This is a genomic window from Reichenbachiella agariperforans, from assembly GCF_900142205.1.
Lineage (GTDB): Bacteria > Bacteroidota > Bacteroidia > Cytophagales > Cyclobacteriaceae > Reichenbachiella > Reichenbachiella agariperforans.
In genome coordinates this window covers 193353-209347 of sequence record NZ_FRAA01000002.1, presented here as the reverse complement: position 1 = coordinate 209347, position 15995 = coordinate 193353, and the positions used below count along the sequence as shown (strand labels likewise).

Annotated in this window: 16 protein-coding genes; 6 read left to right on the top strand and 10 right to left on the bottom strand. The window is 44.3% G+C overall.

Annotation, left to right across the window (positions count from 1 at the left end; genetic code table 11):
• Nucleotides 1–19: 19 nt before the first annotated feature.
• The gene (locus tag BUB99_RS07285) at nucleotides 20–721 is read right to left on the bottom strand and encodes an ABC transporter ATP-binding protein (protein WP_073121013.1); all 702 of its coding nucleotides are present in this window, start codon (nucleotides 719–721) and stop codon (nucleotides 20–22) included.
• A 45-nt stretch (nucleotides 722–766) separates the two neighbouring features.
• Nucleotides 767–1516, bottom strand: a complete 750-nt coding sequence (locus BUB99_RS07280) for a LytR/AlgR family response regulator transcription factor (RefSeq protein WP_073121011.1) — start codon at nucleotides 1514–1516, stop codon at nucleotides 767–769.
• A gap of 139 nt (nucleotides 1517–1655) precedes the next feature.
• Between BUB99_RS07280 and BUB99_RS07275 the strand changes: the two genes are divergently transcribed.
• On the top strand, nucleotides 1656–2027 hold the full coding sequence (locus tag BUB99_RS07275; RefSeq protein WP_158233436.1) for a MotA/TolQ/ExbB proton channel family protein: 372 nt from the start codon (nucleotides 1656–1658) through the stop codon (nucleotides 2025–2027).
• Between the two features lie 67 nt (nucleotides 2028–2094).
• On the opposite strand, the gene panD is transcribed toward BUB99_RS07275, so the two are convergent.
• On the bottom strand, nucleotides 2095–2457 hold the full coding sequence (gene panD, locus BUB99_RS07270) for an aspartate 1-decarboxylase (RefSeq protein ID WP_289847948.1): 363 nt from the start codon (nucleotides 2455–2457) through the stop codon (nucleotides 2095–2097).
• 157 nt (nucleotides 2458–2614) lie between these two features.
• On the opposite strand from panD, the gene BUB99_RS07265 reads away from it, so the two are divergent.
• Both BUB99_RS07265 and BUB99_RS07260 read left to right on the top strand, forming a co-directional pair.
• Complete coding sequence (locus BUB99_RS07265) at nucleotides 2615–3310, top strand: arylesterase (protein WP_073121007.1); 696 nt, start codon at nucleotides 2615–2617, stop codon at nucleotides 3308–3310.
• A gap of 10 nt (nucleotides 3311–3320) precedes the next feature.
• The gene (locus tag BUB99_RS07260) at nucleotides 3321–4742 is read left to right on the top strand and encodes an alanine/glycine:cation symporter family protein (RefSeq protein WP_370453803.1); all 1422 of its coding nucleotides are present in this window, start codon (nucleotides 3321–3323) and stop codon (nucleotides 4740–4742) included.
• Between the two features lie 81 nt (nucleotides 4743–4823).
• Here the strand turns inward: BUB99_RS07260 and BUB99_RS07255 are convergent, their stop codons facing one another.
• The 6 genes from BUB99_RS07255 to BUB99_RS07230 all read right to left on the bottom strand — a co-directional run bounded on the left by BUB99_RS07255 (nucleotide 4824) and on the right by BUB99_RS07230 (nucleotide 12939).
• Nucleotides 4824–6263 (bottom strand): TolC family protein, encoded by a 1440-nt coding sequence (locus BUB99_RS07255; protein ID WP_073121004.1) that lies wholly within the window; start codon nucleotides 6261–6263, stop codon nucleotides 4824–4826.
• Nucleotides 6256–9423, bottom strand: a complete 3168-nt coding sequence (locus BUB99_RS07250; RefSeq protein ID WP_073121002.1) for an efflux RND transporter permease subunit — start codon at nucleotides 9421–9423, stop codon at nucleotides 6256–6258. Before BUB99_RS07250 ends, BUB99_RS07255 begins: the two co-directional genes overlap by 8 nt.
• A 30-nt stretch (nucleotides 9424–9453) precedes the next feature.
• The gene (locus tag BUB99_RS07245) at nucleotides 9454–10539 is read right to left on the bottom strand and encodes an efflux RND transporter periplasmic adaptor subunit (RefSeq protein ID WP_073121000.1); all 1086 of its coding nucleotides are present in this window, start codon (nucleotides 10537–10539) and stop codon (nucleotides 9454–9456) included.
• A 290-nt stretch (nucleotides 10540–10829) separates the two neighbouring features.
• Nucleotides 10830–11273, bottom strand: a complete 444-nt coding sequence (locus BUB99_RS07240; protein ID WP_073120999.1) for a hypothetical protein — start codon at nucleotides 11271–11273, stop codon at nucleotides 10830–10832.
• Nucleotides 11274–11391: 118 nt separating this feature from the next.
• Nucleotides 11392–12360 carry a YpdA family putative bacillithiol disulfide reductase gene (locus BUB99_RS07235; RefSeq protein WP_073120997.1) on the bottom strand — a complete coding sequence of 323 codons (969 nt, stop codon included), beginning with the start codon at nucleotides 12358–12360 and terminating at the stop codon, nucleotides 11392–11394.
• A 3-nt stretch (nucleotides 12361–12363) separates the two neighbouring features.
• The gene (locus BUB99_RS07230) at nucleotides 12364–12939 is read right to left on the bottom strand and encodes a 5-formyltetrahydrofolate cyclo-ligase (protein ID WP_084190423.1); all 576 of its coding nucleotides are present in this window, start codon (nucleotides 12937–12939) and stop codon (nucleotides 12364–12366) included.
• Between the two features lie 124 nt (nucleotides 12940–13063).
• On the opposite strand from BUB99_RS07230, the gene BUB99_RS07225 reads away from it, so the two are divergent.
• From BUB99_RS07225 to BUB99_RS07215, 3 genes are all read left to right on the top strand, one after another.
• Nucleotides 13064–13609 (top strand): RNA polymerase sigma factor, encoded by a 546-nt coding sequence (locus tag BUB99_RS07225; RefSeq protein ID WP_073120994.1) that lies wholly within the window; start codon nucleotides 13064–13066, stop codon nucleotides 13607–13609.
• Nucleotides 13606–13869 carry a hypothetical protein gene (locus BUB99_RS07220; protein ID WP_073120992.1) on the top strand — a complete coding sequence of 88 codons (264 nt, stop codon included), beginning with the start codon at nucleotides 13606–13608 and terminating at the stop codon, nucleotides 13867–13869. Before BUB99_RS07225 ends, BUB99_RS07220 begins: the two co-directional genes overlap by 4 nt.
• A gap of 78 nt (nucleotides 13870–13947) precedes the next feature.
• The gene (locus tag BUB99_RS07215) at nucleotides 13948–14625 is read left to right on the top strand and encodes an energy transducer TonB (protein ID WP_073120990.1); all 678 of its coding nucleotides are present in this window, start codon (nucleotides 13948–13950) and stop codon (nucleotides 14623–14625) included.
• Nucleotides 14626–14701: 76 nt separating this feature from the next.
• On the opposite strand, the gene BUB99_RS07210 is transcribed toward BUB99_RS07215, so the two are convergent.
• Nucleotides 14702–15889 (bottom strand): sodium:calcium antiporter, encoded by a 1188-nt coding sequence (locus tag BUB99_RS07210; RefSeq protein WP_073120988.1) that lies wholly within the window; start codon nucleotides 15887–15889, stop codon nucleotides 14702–14704.
• Nucleotides 15890–15995 lie beyond the last annotated feature (106 nt).

Here is a 15995-nt window from a genome sequence, read left to right as displayed (position 1 = left end):
GGAACTAAATGCGGTGATTTCAAGATTGAGCGTGTGTTTGGCTGAGGAGATCGGATTCAAATACTTTTCCGCCCTTGAGACGAATGAGGTGGTCGGTTTTGTGGGCGAGCTCTATGTCGTGGGTCACGAGTACGAGGGCAGTGCCCTTGTCTCGGTTGAGGTCGAAGAGCAATTTTTCGATTTTAGCACCTGTCTCTTCGTCTAGGTTGCCGGTGGGTTCGTCGGCGAAGAGGATTTTGGGACGGTTGGAGAAGGCGCGTGCCAGTGCTACTCGCTGTTGTTCTCCTCCTGAGAGTTGGGACGGGTAGTGGTTTTTTCGATCTGCCAGCCCGACTTGATCGAGGAGAGCTGTAGCTTCTTGAAGTGCATTTTTGTCACCGAGGAGTTCGAGGGGGATCATTACATTCTCTAGTGCTGTGAGCGTAGGGATCAGTTGGAAGTTCTGAAAGACAAAGCCTACGTTTTCGTTGCGTACTTGCGCTTTTTGATCTTCGCTGAGTTGATCAAGGGCGTGCCCTGCTATGCTGACACTGCCTGTATCGATTCGATCTAGTCCTGCGCAGAGTCCGAGTAGAGTGGTTTTGCCACTGCCAGAGGGGCCTACGATCGCAAGGGATTTTCCTGCTTCTAGACTGAAGGAAATTTGATCTAATACGGTAAGGTTTTTTTCTCCGCTTTGGTAAGTTTTGGAGAGCTTGTGAACTTCTAAAATCTGTGACATAAAGGATACTATAAGTCACAATTTACGGGATATGAACCAAAGGGTTTAAGCTTCGAGGCTCCTAATTGCCTTTTGTTTGTAGGTTCTGCTGATGGGAAGGGTGAGTTCACCGATTTGAACTTGATCTTTGGCGAATGCCGTGACGTGATGACGATTGACAAGGAAGGAACGGTGGATACGGATGAACTGGCTGGGTAGGCGATACTCGAGTACGCTGATTTTTTCTTTGGTGGTGATTTTTTCACCCGAGAGGTGAATCGTGACATAGTCGCTGAGGCTTTCGATGTAGTGGATGTCATCGAGGTTGACAGGGCGATTTTTGCGATTTTCTTTTATGGTAATGGTGGTGGTACTTGCTTTTTTGACTTCTTCTTCGAACCGAGAAATGGATTGTTGGTTTTGAAAATAGAACCGAACCAAACGAACGAAGGAAAAACCAAAAACGACAAAGTATAGTGCTAGGGTCAATATGGACACGTCTGTGGTGATGGGGTTCATGTTGGTGAAGTCATACTCGGCGAGTACAATGAAGGCGGTGGTGATGACGAGCATCTCAAGGTTGAGCGATATGATTAGTAGATAAAAGCTGTAAAGTACAAACTTGCCATAGCGCTGCATGAACAAGTACTTAGGGACTAAATAATAGTTGAAATAATAAGCCGTACCGACTGTCATCGGGAGTAGCAAGCAGACGAAGTAAAACGACTCTGAAAAGCTGTGATAGGATTTGCCAAAGATCAAGGTGAGCAGCAGGACGATGACGATCCAAAAGAAAACATGTCGAGTGATTTTCATGTCGCTAAAATGTTGAATTAATACCGAATATCGAACTTTTGTCGACGAGTAGCAGGTTTAGGACTGGATTCTGCATTGACATCAGGCTGTGGCTGACTCTACCTTTGATTTTATATTTTTCACTTAAATTTAAATGATCATGGTAGAATTATTTTACATGGGCGGAAGCCTTTTTATGGGCGTGTTGACATTGTTGCTGATGGGGATAGTGGCGATAACAATAGCTCAATTTATTGCTCTTTTCAACGGGAAAGCTGTGGATGTCAGTTGGGTCAAGTCTATAGGGTTGTTTGCTTTGGTGTTTGGCGTGCTGGGGCAGTTCATTGGTCTGTATTCGGCTTTTCAGTCCATAGAGCAAGTGGGACAAGTATCTCAGGCTCTGTTGGCCGGGGGATTGAAGGTGTCTTCGATCACCAGTATGTATGGGATCGTAATATGCTTGATTTCTTACCTGCTGTGGTTTGGTCTCAAGATGGCTAGTGCCAAAATGATAGCGAGACAGGCTGTTTGATGAGGGATAAAAAAAGGATGCTGGAGAGTCATTTCCAGCATCCTTTTTCTACGATAGGTTCATTGGCTTAGAGAAAGCGGTTGAGCTCTACGGATTCTTCGAGGTATTCTACGAAGTTGTTGTCTTTGTCCAGTAGAATCACACTTGGAGTGATGTCTTCATTGGTGAGTTCGTACCCGATGATGATGATCTCTTCGCCTTCACCGATAAGGTGAGAGGCAGCACCATTCATACAGATTTCTTTGGAACCACGGTCTCCTTCGATCACGTAGGTTTCTAATCTAGCACCTGAAGTGTTGCTCACGATTTGGACTTTTTCGCCCTTTTTGAGCCCTACCATATCGAGGAAATCCTTGTCTATAGTAATACTCCCCACATAATTCAGATTCGCTTCGGTGACTACCGCTTTGTGAATCTTTGATCTCATCATCCATCTCATAATCAAGTCGTTCTTGTATGGTTCAGCACTTACGTTGTGCCCTAATGCAATGTTGTTTACGAAACGCAAAATTAATTATTAATTTATTTCAAACCATTTAGGATTAGAAAGTTAATTTTGGTTTCTTATCGAAATACACCCGAAAATCATGTGCATTAGAAACTTACGGATACCCACGACGGTTTTTCTGACGATCTTTTTTTTGTCGATCCTGACCAGTTGTAGTTCAGATCAAAAGCAAAAAACAGCATCTACTTCAGAAATTGAAGAGACCAAGCAAGTCGCAGATGAAGAGAAGAAGACCATACTCTTTTTTGGCAACAGCATCACCGCAGGATACAAATTGGACCTGACCGAAGCGTTTCCAGCTTTGATTCAGGAGCGATTGGACTCAATGGAATTGCCCTATCAAACGATCAATGCAGGTTTGAGTGGAGAGACTACTGCCAGCGGGGATGCTCGGGTGGAGTGGGTGCTGAAGAATCCGATCGATATTTTCGTCCTAGAGCTTGGCGCAAACGATGGACTGAGAGGCGTGAGTACGGAGGAGACTCGAAAAAACTTACGGTCGATCATTGACAAGGTCAAAGCCAAATACCCAACCTGTCAAGTGGTATTGGCTGGCATGATGATCCCGCCGAACATGGGAGCGGACTATGCGGAAGATTTTCAGCGCATTTATCCAGAGCTCGCTGCGGAGTACGAATTGCCGTTGATTCCATTTATCCTGCAAGGTGTAGCAGGTATACCCGAGCTGAACTTGGAAGATGGAATACATCCTACAGCTGAGGGGCATGCAATCTTAGCCGAGAATGTATGGGCTGTGCTACAGCCTTTGCTGTAAATCATTTACAATGAACACAGTTTGGGGTCAGGAGGACTCTGGACTTTACTATTTTCACTCCTTTATGGATTTTTTATACACGTTAGAAGATTTTTTTAAGCAAGCAGAATCATTTGTATGGGGCAAGCCTTTGCTCTTTTTGTTGATCGGAGGAGGGCTCTTCTTTATGCTCTACTCTAGGTTTTTGCCTTTTCGTTACCTCGGGCATTCGATCAATATCCTTCGAGGCAAGTACGATAGCCCAGAAGAGAAGGGTGAGATTTCTCACTTTCAGGCCTTGTCTGGCCATCTGGCTGCTACCGTAGGTATGGGTAATGTCAGCGGCGTAGCGCTGGCGATCGTAGCAGGTGGGCCAGGAGCAATATTTTGGATGTGGGTCAGTGCTTTTGTAGGTATGGCGACCAAGTTTTTTACCTGTACGCTGGCGGTGATGTACCGTGGCTATGATAGTGAGGGACAGATACAGGGTGGCCCGATGTATGTGATTCGAGAGGGGATGCCCAAATATTTCAAACCGCTGGCCGTGTTTTTTGCGGTAGCGGGGTTCTTTGGTGCTACACCTATTTTTCAAGCCAATCAGATTGTGCAGGTCACACGTGAGGTGCTCATTCGTCCACTCGGTTGGGTAGAGGGGAATGAGTTCTTGGTGGATCTTTCGCTAGGGATGGTTATCGTGTTTTTTGCGGTACTTGTGATTTTTGGTGGGATCAAACGGATCGGTGAAGTAGCGTCACGCTTGGTGCCGCTCATGGTCGTAGTGTACATCCTGAGCGTACTTGTGATTATGGTTGTGAACTGGAGTGGTGTGGTTGATAGTTTCTTTTTGATATTCGAAGATGCGTTTCATGCGGACGCAGTGCTGGGTGGTGCTGTAGGGGCGATCGTGGTAGAGGGTGCCAAACGAGCGGCGTTTTCCAATGAGGCAGGTATTGGTACCGCACCGATGATGCACGGAGCAGCCAAGACCGACGAACCCGTGCGGGAAGGGCTTGCGGCCATGCTGGGGCCATTCATTGATACGTTGGTGATCTGTACGATGACGGCTTTGTGTATCCTGTCGACTGGGGTCTGGACGGAGACTGGCCTGGATGGGATTTCTTTGACAGCCAAGGCTTTCGACGTGTCGATTCCTTACCTGGGGCATTATATACTCCTTGCTTGTGTGCTGATTTTTGCCTTTACGACGGTGTTTGGCTTTTCGTACTTGGGACAGAAATGTCTTTCTTTTTTGGTGGGCGTCAAGTACGCGAAGTTCTTCAACTACTGGTATGTAGCCATCATTTTGATTGGTTCGGTATGGAGTCTAGACGGAGTGGTGAGCTTGATCTTCGTGATGTATGGTCTGATGGCGATCCCCACGATGGTGTCTGCGATCTACCTTGCACCCAAAGTGATGCAGGCCGCTAAAGTGTACTTCGCGAAAGTGGAGTGATCATTTGAGGGCAAAAGAAAAGCCAATCCACACACTCGTGAATTGGCTTTTACAATTAAAACAGGGGTAAAAAGGGGTCTTTTATTCTTTCCATCCACCGCCTAAGGCTTGGTATACATTGACCTTGGCGTTTAGTTGTTTGATTTTGGTCTCTACCAATTCGAACCTTGACGAAAGTGCATCACGCTGCGTCATCAGTACTTCCATATAGTCTGCTCTGGCAGATTTGAATAGGTCTGTAGCGATGACGATGGACTCATTTAGTGTTTCTACTTCTTGCTGTTTCAAAGCATAGCTTTGTTCCAAGTTGCTAATATTGGAGAGCTGATTGATCACATCGATGTAGCCTTTTAGGATCGCTCGTTCGTAGTTGAATACCGCTTGGATTTGTTTGGCGTTTGCACTGAAGTAGGTAGCCTTGATGGCATTTCTATTGATCAGTGGCGCGGAGACATCTCCGACCAATGAGTAGAGCAGCGACTCTGGTGACTTGATCAGATACTTCGGATTGAAGGCTTGAAAACCGATGCCCGCTGAGATACCTATCGATGGATAAAACCGTGCTTTGGCTACTTGTATATCTAGTTTAGCTGCTGCTAATTCTAGTTCTGCCTGCTTGATGTCCGGTCGGTTGTCTAGCATCTGAGCAGGGATCCCGGCATAGACCATGTCTGGCACGAGACCATTAAATACCTCAGCGTTTCTTTCGATAGGCTGTGGGTACCGTCCGACCAGAAAGTTGATCTTGTTTTCCATCTCGATGATCTGCTGCTGGATACCATACTGAAGACTTTTCGTCCCGAGTACTTCTGCCTCGAATTTTCGCACGGGCAATGCCGTGACACGTGAAGCAAGCTGCTGCTGCTTGACGATCTCCAAGGCATTGCTCTGAATCTCGATGTTTTGCCGGACTATAGCCAGCTGATTGTCCAGGGCCAAAAGCTCATAGTAGGAATGTGCAATTTCTGCAATCAGATGTGTCACCATGAAGTTTTTGCCTTCGATAGTAGACAGGTATCTTTTGACCGCAGATTTCTTAGCATTACGCAGCTTTTTCCAGACATCAATCTCCCAGGTCGCATAGGCGCCTATGCCTAGCTCTGGTACTGGGTCTGGCATAGCCTTGCCTGGCTTGATGTCTGTCGTAGCTTCACTTGCTCCTTCAGGTGTATAGCGTCCGACTTTCTCAAAACCTGCACCAGCCCCTACGCCTACAGAAGGGAGGTACTCTCCTTTTTTCGCTCTCACCTCGAACCGAGCGATTTCTATCTCTTGCAGTATGATATTCAACTCCTGATTGTTGATCAGTGCGGTATCGATCAGTGCTGTGAGGTAGGGATCGTTAAAGTAATCCTGCCATGCTATATCGGCAGTGTTGGTAGAGTCCTGCACGTCGTTGAAACGGTCAGGAACTACCTCTGTGTTTTCGGTTTTGGTAGTGGCTAGGTCAGGCGCACAGGCCCATAGGCCAGATGCGACTGCTGCTGCTACCAAACTCTTCTTCATGGCTCTTTTAATCATGGTGCGAATGGTTTTCAGTTAATGGCTCGAAATCTTCATCTTTGATCATCTGACGTCCTTCTGCCAATGATCCGAATATGTAGTACAGTCCTGGGACGATAATCACCCCGAATACTGTACCGAACAGCATACCTCCCAGTGCTGATGCGCCGATGGTCTTGTTGCCGATGGCCCCAGGACCATGTGCCAGTACCAATGGTATCAATCCTGCGATGAAGGCGAAGGAAGTCATCAGGATAGGACGGAAACGTACTTTGGCTCCCTCTATGGCAGCATCCAGTACCGTCATGCCCTCTTGATGCTTTTGCACGGCAAATTCGACGATCAATACGGCATTCTTACCCAATAGCCCTACCAGCATGACCAGTGCAACCTGCGCATAGATATCATTGGACAAGCCCATCGCTTTGATGAATAGGAAAGATCCAAATACCCCAGCGGGTAGTGAGAGTACTACAGCTAGTGGGAGGATGAAACTCTCATACTGTGCAGACAATACAAAATAGACAAAGATCAATACAATGAGGAAAATATAAACTGCTTCGTTACCACGAGAAACCTCATCTTTTTGGAGTCCAGCCCAGTCTATATCAAAGCCTCTTGGCAGTTTCTCAGCGGCCACTTCTTGGATCGCTTTGATCGCCTCGCCACTACTGTACCCTTCTGCTGGTGCACAACGAATCGACGCTGTGGTGTACATGTTGTAGCGATTGATCTCGTAGATCCCTTGCGTCTTTTTGATCCGCATGAAAGCCGAATAGGGCACTTCTTCACCGACATCATTTTTGACATAGAGCTTCATGATGTCCGTGGGTAGTTTTCTAAATGACGGATCAGACTGCACAAATACTTTGAAAAAACGACCAAACTTGATAAAGCCCAGATCATAGGTACTACCTATCATGATGGAGAGGTTGTCCATCGCTTTACCGATTGAGACTCCTTTTTGCATGGCTAGTTCGTTATCGATTTCTAGCTCATATTGAGGGTAGTCTGTTCGGTAAAAAGTAAACAAAGAGGTTAGCTCTTCTCTTTTGGCTAGCTCGTCCATAAAGGCCTCATTGACCTTGCCCAATCGCTCGTAATCTATGTCTGTATTTTTGTCCAATAGCTGTAGTGCAATCCCTCCTGCTGCACCATAGCCTGGCACGGCTGGTGGATCGAAAAACTCGATTTTCGCACCTGGAATACTTTGGGCTTTTTCTTCCAACTCTTCGATGACTTCTTTGATACCATGGTGTCGTTCGCTCCATGGGTCTAAGTTGATCAGCAATGTACCAGAATTGGACCCTCTACCCTGTGTTAGGATTTCATATCCTGCTAGCGAAGAGACTGATTTGACTCCATCTACCTGGAGCGCTTTCTTTTGGAGGTCACGGCTGATAGCATACGTCCTCTCCAAGGTAGACCCTGGAGGTGTTTGCAGTACAGCGTAGATCATCCCCTGATCCTCGGATGGAATGAAACCTGACGGTAAGTATTTGGTAATCCCTAACGTACCGACAGCAAAGGCAATTAACAATCCGAAGGTCACGACACGACGATTGGCGATGACTTTGAGTAGACCGACATATTTACCTGTGAGCTTTTCAAATCCACTATTGAAACCATCCATCGCGTTGGTAAACATGTTTTTCTTCTTTGGTTTGCCATGATCATTCTTGAGAATGATTGCGCAGAGTACAGGCGTCAAAGTCAAAGCAACAACCCCCGATATCACGATGGATGAAGCCATAGTGATGGAAAACTGTCGATAGAAAATCCCGACGGGTCCAGACATAAACGCTACGGGTACAAATACTGCTGTCATCAACAGTGTAATCGCGATAATTGCTCCACTGATTTCTCCCAGCACTTCCTTTACTGCCTTAAACGGCGAGAGATGTTTTTCTTCCATCTTCGCATGGACGGCTTCTACCACGACAATCGCATCATCGACGACAATACCGATGGCAAGTACTAATGCAAAAAGCGTAATCATGTTGATATTGAGTCCAAACACCTGCATGACGAAAAATGCCCCTATCAGCGATACAGGTACCGCCAGTGTCGGGATCAGCGTAGATCGCCAGTCTCCGAGAAATATAAACACCACGATAGACACTAAAATAAATGCGTCTCTCAAGGTGTGAATCACCTCATCGATTGATGCATCTAAGAAGTTGGATACGTCGTAGCTGATTTCGTATTCTATCCCTGGAGGAAAATCTTTCTTCATTTCTTCCAGTTTGGCTTTCACTTCCTCGATTACTTCAGTCGCATTACTTCCATAGGCTTGATTCAGAGTAATCGCTGCTGACGGGTATTCATCTTTGTTAGAGTAGATGTCGTAGTACTCACTGCCGAGCTCTACATCGGCGACATCTTTCAGTCGGAGGATTTCCCCATCATCATTGGCACGAATGATTACATTTTTGTATTGGTCGGCATCACTATAGCGACCCTTATAGGTCAGTACATACTCGATAGCTTCAGATCTTTTACTATCGGCACGACCGAGTCGACCTGGAGATCCTATGATGCTTTGTTCGTTGAGTGCATCCATGACCTCTTCGGACGAGATATTATAGGCCCGCATTCGGTCTGGATTTAACCAGACTCGCATGGCGTACTGACGACTACCTACGATCTGAGCCAGGCCGACCCCATTGATCCGTTGTAGCTCGGGAAGCATGTTGATGTAGGCATAGTTGAAGATGTACTTCATGTCTACATTGGTTGTATCTTTACCATAGAGGTTGACATACATCAGCATGTTTGGCATCAGTCGCTGAACTCGTAGACCTTCCAGCTGTACAATCGCTGGCAGTCGGTTCTTCATTTGCTGCACCCTGTTGTTGATGTTGACTACCGCTTGGTTCGGGTCACTTCCTTTGTGAAACACAATCTGAATGTTGGCTTCCCCAGAGCTCGCTGCGGTGGAGAACATGTACTTCATCCCCGGTACACCGTTGATTGCTTGTTCTAACGGGATTAGCACCGAGTTAGTCAATACTGTCGAACTAGCGCCTGGGTAAGATAGATACACCACAACCATAGGTGGGGCGATATCGGGAAATTGGGATTTAGGTAGTGTTTTGATGGCGAGTGCCCCCATAAACATAATGACCAAAGAGATCACGATGGCGAGTGCAGGCCTACGTATAAATTGCTGAAACATTGTTATTTTCTTTTAGTGCTTGATATAGGATTACTCTGCGTGCAATCTCAAATGAGAAATGACTTCTTTGGGTTCTTTGAACTCATAGTTGATCTTGTCATTGTTTCGCACGAGGCGCAAACCTTCAAGAAGAATTTTGTCACCTTCGTCTAGGCCGCTATCGATGACAAATAGATCGGACATTTCAGCACCGATGGTAATGATTCTGGATTGTATTTTATTGTCTTTGTCGACGACATAGACGTATTTTTTGTCTAGGACTTCAAAAGTTGCTTTTTGAGGTATGATTAATGCGTCCTTGAGGTCTACTCTCACGACAACATTGCCTGTCTCACCGTGTCTCAACAGACGGTCTGGGTTAGGGAAGGTCGCTCTAAAGGCGATGTTGCCCGTTTGGTTGTTGAAATCCGCCTCTATGGTCTCTACTACACCTGTTTGGTCAAACATCTTGTTGTTGGCCATCAGTAGATTGACTTTCATCAGACTGCTGTCTTTCTTTAAGTTGAGTCTATAGTCTAGATACTCTGCCTCTGGGACGTTGTAGTAGACCCACATTTTGCTGTTGTCCGAGAGGTCGGTGAGTAGATCCCCTTCGTCTACTAAACTTCCTGGTCGCTTGTGAAAGCGATCCATGATACCCGAAAAAGGAGCTTTGATATCCGTGAAACCCAAATGAATTTGAGCCAGTGATAAGGCTGCTTTGGCTTTGTCATACTTGGCCTTCGTGAGTGCCAGTTCATTTGGCGCTACGATATTTCTATCAGCGAGGGACTTGGTGTTCAAATACTCAATTTTAGCAAACTCTGCTTCTGCTTCTGCTTTTTGGAGCTCGGCATTGTAGAGTAGGGGCATAATTTTGAACATCAACTGCCCTTTTTTGACAAACTGCCCTTCATCTACGAAAATATCTTGCAGATAACCTCTTTCGAGTGCTCTTAGTTCGATGTGACGAATGGAGCGGATTTGACAAACATAATCTTTGGTAATCGAAGTGTCCATTTTTATTGGACTAGTGACCAAGAACTTTGTTTCAAGTTTCTTGTGTTCTTTGTGTGATTCACAACTCGTGCAGTATATAGACGCACACAGAGCCATGAGAATGAGCATTTTATTCATGGTTTTATTTTGTAATAGGTGTTATTGATTATTTCCTAGGAGGATTAGCTTGTTTCCTCACCTCACATGATATGCTCCGTTTCCATTAAATGAACAGCACCTTTAACTAAAATAAAAATGTGTTTATAGACATCTATTTCATTGTGATTTATATCCATAGAATTATGTCCGCAGTGTAAAATAGACGGAGTGATTCAAGGGTATAAAAGACATATAGGCTGCCAGTCACTGGAGGGAGTATGACAAAAAAGGGAGGGAGTAGATAAACTTAACTATCTACATCGACAGGATCATAGGATGAATACCTGAAAAAGAATATTGTTACTGGGGGTAGAATAAGTAGTCTCCGTGTAGGAGAGTAAGCGTTTGTTCAGCGCGATGAAGAAATGACCAAAGGTTGGTGTATCAAATATCGAGTTGAAGAAATTGCCATGCACGATATGCTTTTTATAAGCATGCAGTTTGTCATCTTCTTCTTTTTCTTCTTCGACTTTCTCTATAGCATCATCGTTGGCATCACGGTGATGTTTCTCTTTGTCAGGAGTAGCGGCTTGAATCTTACATTCATTGCGTAGCGATTCGCCTTCTTTACGCTCAGAGGCTAGTAAAGCATTATCATGATAAGTAAAGATGTTTTCGTCAAACGTATGCGCATACGACTGGCTGTATCCGTTCAGCAGTAGAACGAATAACGCGAGTGGCGATAGTATATATTTGACTATTTTACTTGGCATTTAAAGGCTAAAGTATAAAAATGATTTCTAATATAGGATCAATAAACTCTTGTATTTTATGTTTTAGGTAAAAACATTATCGTTTTCGGGGGGTGGTACTAGGAAAAGTGCAATTTACTCACCCAGATACAATATTTTCTACTATAACTTCGGCGTGCACTCTGGAGTTCTCGATGAACCATTTGTTGGTTTGCAATCCACCACATACTACGCCTGCTAGGTAGAGACCTGACACATTGGTTTCCATGGTTTCGGGGTTGTGGACAGGGGTCTTCATATTGTCTTTTCCGATCTCTATGCCCATGCCTTCTAGAAATGGAAAGCTAGGCTGGTATCCTGTCATAGCCAATACAAAATCATTTTCTATCGTTACCAGTCCTTCGGGCGTCATGATATCCACCTCATGCTCACGGATCTCAGCGATCGACGAACTAAAATATGCCTTGATAGACGATTCTTTGATCCGGTTTTCTATATCTGGGAGTACCCAATACTTGACCCGTGGGTTGATGGCTTCATGACGAATGACCATCGTGACTTCTGCACCTTTTCGATAGGTTTCTAAGGCTACATCGACAGCACTGTTAGCCGCTCCGATCACGACGATTTTTTGTCCAAAATAGGGATGAGGCTCATCGTAGTAGTGTTTGACCTTAGATAAATTCTCTCCTTTGACATTCAGCAAAAAAGGTAAATCATAGAAACCTGTCGATAAAACAACATGTTTAGACTGGTAGTTGCCTTTATCTGTTTTGATGGCGAAAGTGTCCGTTTTTTGAACCGATTTGACTTTCTCGTACAGCTTGATGTCTAGTTCCCAGGTGGTGGTGACCCTTCGGTAATACTCGAGCGCCTCGGCTCTGGTTGGTTTACTGTTGTGAGAGATGAACGGAACTCCCCCTATTTCTAACTTCTCGGAGGTAGAAAAGAAGGTCATGTTCATCGGATAGTTGTAGAGTGAGTTGACCAAGCAGCCTTTTTCGATGATGACATAGCTTAGCCCTTTTTTCTTCGCTTCGATACCGCAGGCTAGACCTATCGGGCCGCCACCGATGATGATGACGTCATATATTTTCTTTTCACTCATGGATTAAAATTTGTAGTTCTTTAGCGGGGTAATGCAATAGTCCAAAGCTACATCATACGAATCTACATAAGGAATGATATCTAAAGGTGGAGACATGCTTAGCCCGACTTTTAGACAGTCGGGACGACAGCTACTCAAAAACCGATCATAGTAGCCCTTGCCATAGCCAATCCTATGTCCCCGTCTATCAAAAGTTATCAATGGCACGATTACCATATCTATATCATCCTCCAGTACAATCTGACCACTAGTAGGTTCTGGAATGCCCCATTTGTTGAACTGAAGCTGTTCTTTATTTTCGTAGCGGTAGTGTGTGAGTTGGTTCGTTGAGAGGTCTGACTTAGAGATGATGGTATCAATACTTTCAGAGATCAGGTGATCGATAATCAACCAAGTGTTGATCTCGCTCTGCTTTGTGATGGGTAGAAAAACATGCACATTTCGAACAGTTACTTGCGTCAAAAAGACTTTAAACTGACACAGTATCTTAGAGGCTATCTCTGCAGACATTTCAGCAGAGAGCATTTTACGTTTTCGGAGATAGACCGTTCTCAGTTTGGCTTTGTCAATGGTGCTCATGGGAGTTCAAATAAAGCCATTCGGGAGCAATTGACCATGAGAAAATATTTTTTCGCTCGAAAAATGTGACTTTATGTCCATCTTAGGATTATAACTGTAAACTAACAAAGCGACGACTTGATCATTGGACTATTCAGAAGCAGATATCATCCAGCGTGCAAAAGCAGACATTAAGCATTTTGAGCCATTGTATAATCGGTACTATGAGTCAATTTTCCGCTTTGTGTATCGGCGTACTGATGAGGAGAGTGCCGCTGCGGATGTTACTTCGCGGGTTTTTATGAATGCGATGCAGGCCTTACCTAAATATCAAGTGCGTGAAGTGGGATTTGGTGCGTGGCTGTACAAGATCGCGACCAATGAGACCAATAAGTATTTTCGTGAGACGAAAAAGCGGCAACATTTGAGTCTCGAAGATGAAAAGGTCAATCTCGTAATGAGCTGCGAGCAAATCGAGGATCAAGAAGAAAAGCAGACTGTACTGATGCAGTTGATCGCAGAGTTGAGTGACGATGAGATTCAGATTTTGGAACTCAAGTTTTTTGAAAGTAAGAATTTTAAAGAGATCGCCTTTATCTTAGATAAAAAGGAAAGTGGAATCAAAATGAGACTATACAGGTCTTTGGAAAAATTAAAGGAGAAGTTTGATTCATTAAAAAAGGAGTCATGACCAAATATGATATCAGATTGAGGAGGGGATCGGTGAAAAAAAGCCAGATCGATAAGCACAAAGATTTTCAATCTTTGAGTGATCTCGTACAGCGTGAAAAAAAATCCACTTCGTCGCGCAGAATGTGGTTGCTGTTAGTTGCGGCAGTCTTGATCTTCGGTATGCTCGTAATGGGGCTCATCCGTGTGACGACTCACTCAAAGCAACCGAAACAAGAAAACGTCGACCAGATGCTCTTCGACGAATTCAAAAGCGAATAAACTGTAATTAAGGCTCATCCCGGGAGTAGTCTTAATTCTGTGATTGAATAGATGTTTTAACCATTAAAATTTACAATTATGGAATTGAGGAAAAATCCAGCAATCGACCTGGAACGCAAAAGAGGTATGTTTTTTAGTATAGGGTTAGTGACGAGCCTGTCATTGGTGTTAATGGCCTTCAACTGGCGAACAGAGGAGGTCGTGCCTCACCTGCCTGAACCAGAGGTAGAGTATGATGTGTTCTATGTCATCGAACCAGTAGCTGCAGTGATCAAATCACCCGAAAGGCCTAAGGCACCTATTGAACGAAAATCTGTGCAAGCACCTGTCTTCGTCGAAACGCAGGAGGAGATAGAGGCACTCGTAGAGATTGAAGAATTGACCATCGATATTGATGATGTAGTAGTGGTAGATGAGGAGTTGGAAGAGGAAGAACCTGATGTATATATAGGTGTAGTCGAGCAGATGCCAGAACCTGTCGGTGGTATGGCTAGCTTTTATAGTCATATAGGGAGAGAAATGAAATACCCGAATCGCGCCAGAAGAGATGGTGTTGAAGGGCGCGTATTTGTGCAGTTTGTAGTAGATAGGGATGGTTCTATCGCTGAGATAGAAGTTATCAAAGGAATAAGTACTGACTGTGATGAGGAAGCCGCACGTGTGTTAGCCACCGTGCCTCGATGGAACCCAGGCAAACAAAGAGGGAAACCAGTTCGTGTGAGGATGATCGTGCCGATCGTGTTTAGGCTCAACTAACCTATAAAAAAGGTCATTTCTTAATTTCTTTAAAAGAAGTTAAGAAATGACCTTTTAGATTTTGAGGGTTCATGTATTATCTAATACTAAATATTCTGACCGTTTCCACAAGGAAATCAGCAATACCTTGGGTAAACTCATTTCCAGAACCCCTACCTATAATGTAGAGTACGAATAGAATGTATATCGTCAATAGCGTAAACGCTTTTGCTTTACCTATATATTTAGAGGAGGTAAAAATAATCACTGCTATAGTTGTCAAGATTAGCAACAGCAATCTTAGCTCGCTACTGAGGTCTACGAGCTCTGGTGGCATATGAATAGGCCCATAAATAATTGTGAACAAGAATAGCGGAAACCCTAAAGCAAAACACACATCAAAGATATTACTACCGAGAGCATTCGAGATAGCATCATCATATTGTCCACGTTGCGCATCCTTAATAGAGATAATTGTGTCTGGAAAACTAGAAGCTGCAGATGCCAAAATCAATGCGACAAACATTAACGGGATATTCAACCCATTAAAAGTTCCTAAGTAAGGAACCACATAAGTATCAGCTCCCATCCATTCGCATGCCACCACCAAAAGATAACAGACCAATGCGATCGCTAAAGTTGAGAAAAAGAGTAATGGCCAAGCGTTTGATCCCGTGATCTTTCTTCTAATAAAAGTGTTCTCAAGGTCAAAGGTTAAAACACTCTTAAGAAAAGATGGTTTTGGTTCATCATCTTCATCCTCTTCCTCGGCAATATCTTCATTGGAATCATCAGACAATGCATTTTTCCCCATTGATAAAAACATATAGGCAATGTACACCAAGTAAACGCCCATGAGGATTAGGCCATGATACCAATCTAGCTCTGAACCACTAATCAAAATCAAGAAGATTAGTTCTGTGAGGATAAGTGCAATACCATCACGGAGCATTACTTTTTTAGATACTTCTATGCGTTTGGCAAGTCCGATCCCAATCACTGCGATAACAGAGACTGCAGGGATGACCATGCCGTTGAAGATTGCGCTACCCGCAGTAGTACCGATCCCTCCAGAAAAACCAGAAGCATCCTTGAGTACGAATAAAAAGAACATAGAAGTGAACACCTCGGGCATAGAGCTGGCAATCGCATTGATAGACGCTCCTCTCACACCATCAGAAAGATTTCTACCTATGTACTCCGATGCGGTCATGAAACCATCTCCAGCTCTCCAGATGACTACACAACTGATTGCAATTAGTATTAGCGGTATTATTATGCCCATTATTTAAGTTTTTTTGGCTTGGTAGTTTGTTGAGTTTTACATCTTGTGAATTATTCAAAAGATGTATAGCGCTGATTCAAAAACTAAATTACGCTATTTTTTTTAT